This is a genomic window from Candidatus Poribacteria bacterium (assembly GCA_021295715.1).
Taxonomy (GTDB): domain Bacteria; phylum Poribacteria; class WGA-4E; order WGA-4E; family WGA-3G; genus WGA-3G.
Genome location: JAGWBV010000175.1, coordinates 1 through 2,018, shown reverse-complemented (window position 1 = coordinate 2,018; position 2,018 = coordinate 1). Strand labels below are relative to the sequence as shown.

The 2,018-nt window shown below is 52.0% G+C and carries 2 protein-coding genes; one reads left to right on the top strand and one right to left on the bottom strand.

Translation table 11 applies throughout. The annotated features are described in order from the left end of the window. The first annotated feature begins 34 nt into the window (after positions 1 to 34). Positions 35 to 1,129, top strand: coding sequence for an amidohydrolase (locus J4G07_22610; GenBank protein MCE2416776.1), 1,095 nt, complete (start codon positions 35 to 37; stop codon positions 1,127 to 1,129). A 149-nt stretch (positions 1,130 to 1,278) separates the two neighbouring features. Here the strand turns inward: J4G07_22610 and J4G07_22605 are convergent. Then, the coding region (locus J4G07_22605; protein MCE2416775.1) for a phytanoyl-CoA dioxygenase family protein at positions 1,279 to 2,018 on the bottom strand (740 nt) is incomplete at its 5' end.

The following is a 2,018-nucleotide window of genomic DNA, read 5'->3' as shown; positions in this document are numbered from 1 at the left end:
GAAACAGGGCACTTGACTGTAAGGAGGGAAAGAGATGGCAAAAACAGAGACACCCAAACAACAAAGACCATCAGTGATTGATTGTGATGTGCATAACACCCTCGCTTCCGAGACGGTGTTGTACCCCTATCTCTCCGAACGGTGGCGGAAACATCACGGTATGGTCGGAACAACCGACCGCGTCGGCGCATATATTCCACGTGCCCACCCCTTCGGTGCGAGATACGACGCATGGACACCCTCCGGACATCGCCCCGGATCCGATCTCGATTTCCTACGTGAGCAACTGCTGGACCCATTCAACATCGAATACGGTATCCTCAACTGCTTGACTCCAGTCTGTGAGATGCCCAATCTCGCGTTCGCCGCGGCGTGGGCAAGTGCCGTGAACGACTGGCAAATCGAAGAGTGGCTTGAAAAAGAACCGAGACTCCGCGCCTCAATCATCGTCGCATGCGACGACGCAGCGTTCGCCACCGCCGAGATCAATAGAGTGGCAAACCATCCAGGGTTCGTGCAAATACTGTTGCTCGCACGCACGATGGAACCTTTAGGACGACGTAGATACTGGAAGATGTATGAAGCGGCAGTCGAGCACGACCTCCCCATTGCTATCCATTTCACCGGTGTGGGTGTCGGACCGATTACCGCTGTCGGTAGACCCTCACACTACATTGAAGACCACGCAGGAATGACACAGGCGTTTCAGACACAGGTAACCAGTCTCGTTTGCGAAGGGGTCTTTGAACAATTCCCGACACTTAAGGTAACTCTCATTGAGGGTGGTTTCGCGTGGCTACCCCCGTTGATGTGGCGACTGGATCGAGCATGGAAAAAACTACGGGACGAGGTGCCTGAGCTGAAAAGACTGCCTTCTGAGTACATCCGGGAACATTTCTGGATTACAACGCAGCCGATTGAAGAGCCACCCAAACAGGAATACTTTGATCAACTGCTCGCACAACTCGACTTAGATGATAGGTTGATGTTCGCAACCGACTACCCACATTGGGACTTCGATTCTCCTGATCAGGCACTCCCGAAGAACCTCACGCCGACACTCAAACGCAAAATCATGGCAGATAACGCTCGCGCCCTCTACAAGATGTCTGTCTCGGTAGCTACTTAACAGAGTCAGTGAAAACGGGCTCTCTATCTTTTCTTAGCAGCCGGAACTAAGCCCGTAATGAAATGGAGGGGTTTTTGATAGGGTGTTTCTTCAACTCTAAGGCGAAAAACTTCAGTGTTCAGACCGCGTCCCTTAACCGCAAGGAAAAATTAAATTGTCACGACGTGTGGGACTTCCTCAAACTGCAGATTATGCGCTGCTGCCCACGCCGCCGCTGCGCCCGCACCGCCACCGAGAAATTGCTTGCCAAGATCATCGAGGGACTCCATTACCTTCTCTTCAGGTTGCAGTGTATCGTTGTAGTAGAATAAGTAAGGCTCCGGCTTGAGCCACGCGTAGTGGTATCCGTAGATAACAACTTTAGCGACATGCTCCGTAAAGTTGACACCCGCGGTGTGATAGATACGGTTTTCAAAGAAAAACGCATCGCCTGCCCGCAAGACAGGTTCATCGTAAGGTTCAATCGGATCAATCTCGCCTTGAGGGATACCCAGCGGTTCATCTAACTTGTGGCTTTTCGGAACAAACAGCGTCCCACCGGAATTCGGGACGGTGAAATCCGTCAAGCAGTACCCGACCTTCAAGCCGACGCGTGGGCAATTCTTGTGTCCGAGATCTAAAAAGATACCCGCATCTCGATGCCATCCACGGCTTTCCAGTTTCTCAGGCGGTTGCGGATGTTTGTAGATGAGCGCAGTATTCGTGATATGGATATTTGTGCCGAGCAGTTGGATGATCAACGGAATCGCTTTTGTTTGCGATGTGAGCTCCGCGAAAACAGGCTCCTGCACCAAACCGTCCCGCTTATGCGCATAGTAGCCGTTGTATTCAAACGAATCCATGAGCCGCTCCCCTGCCTCGGTCAAACGGTCTATCATCTCGCTGTCAA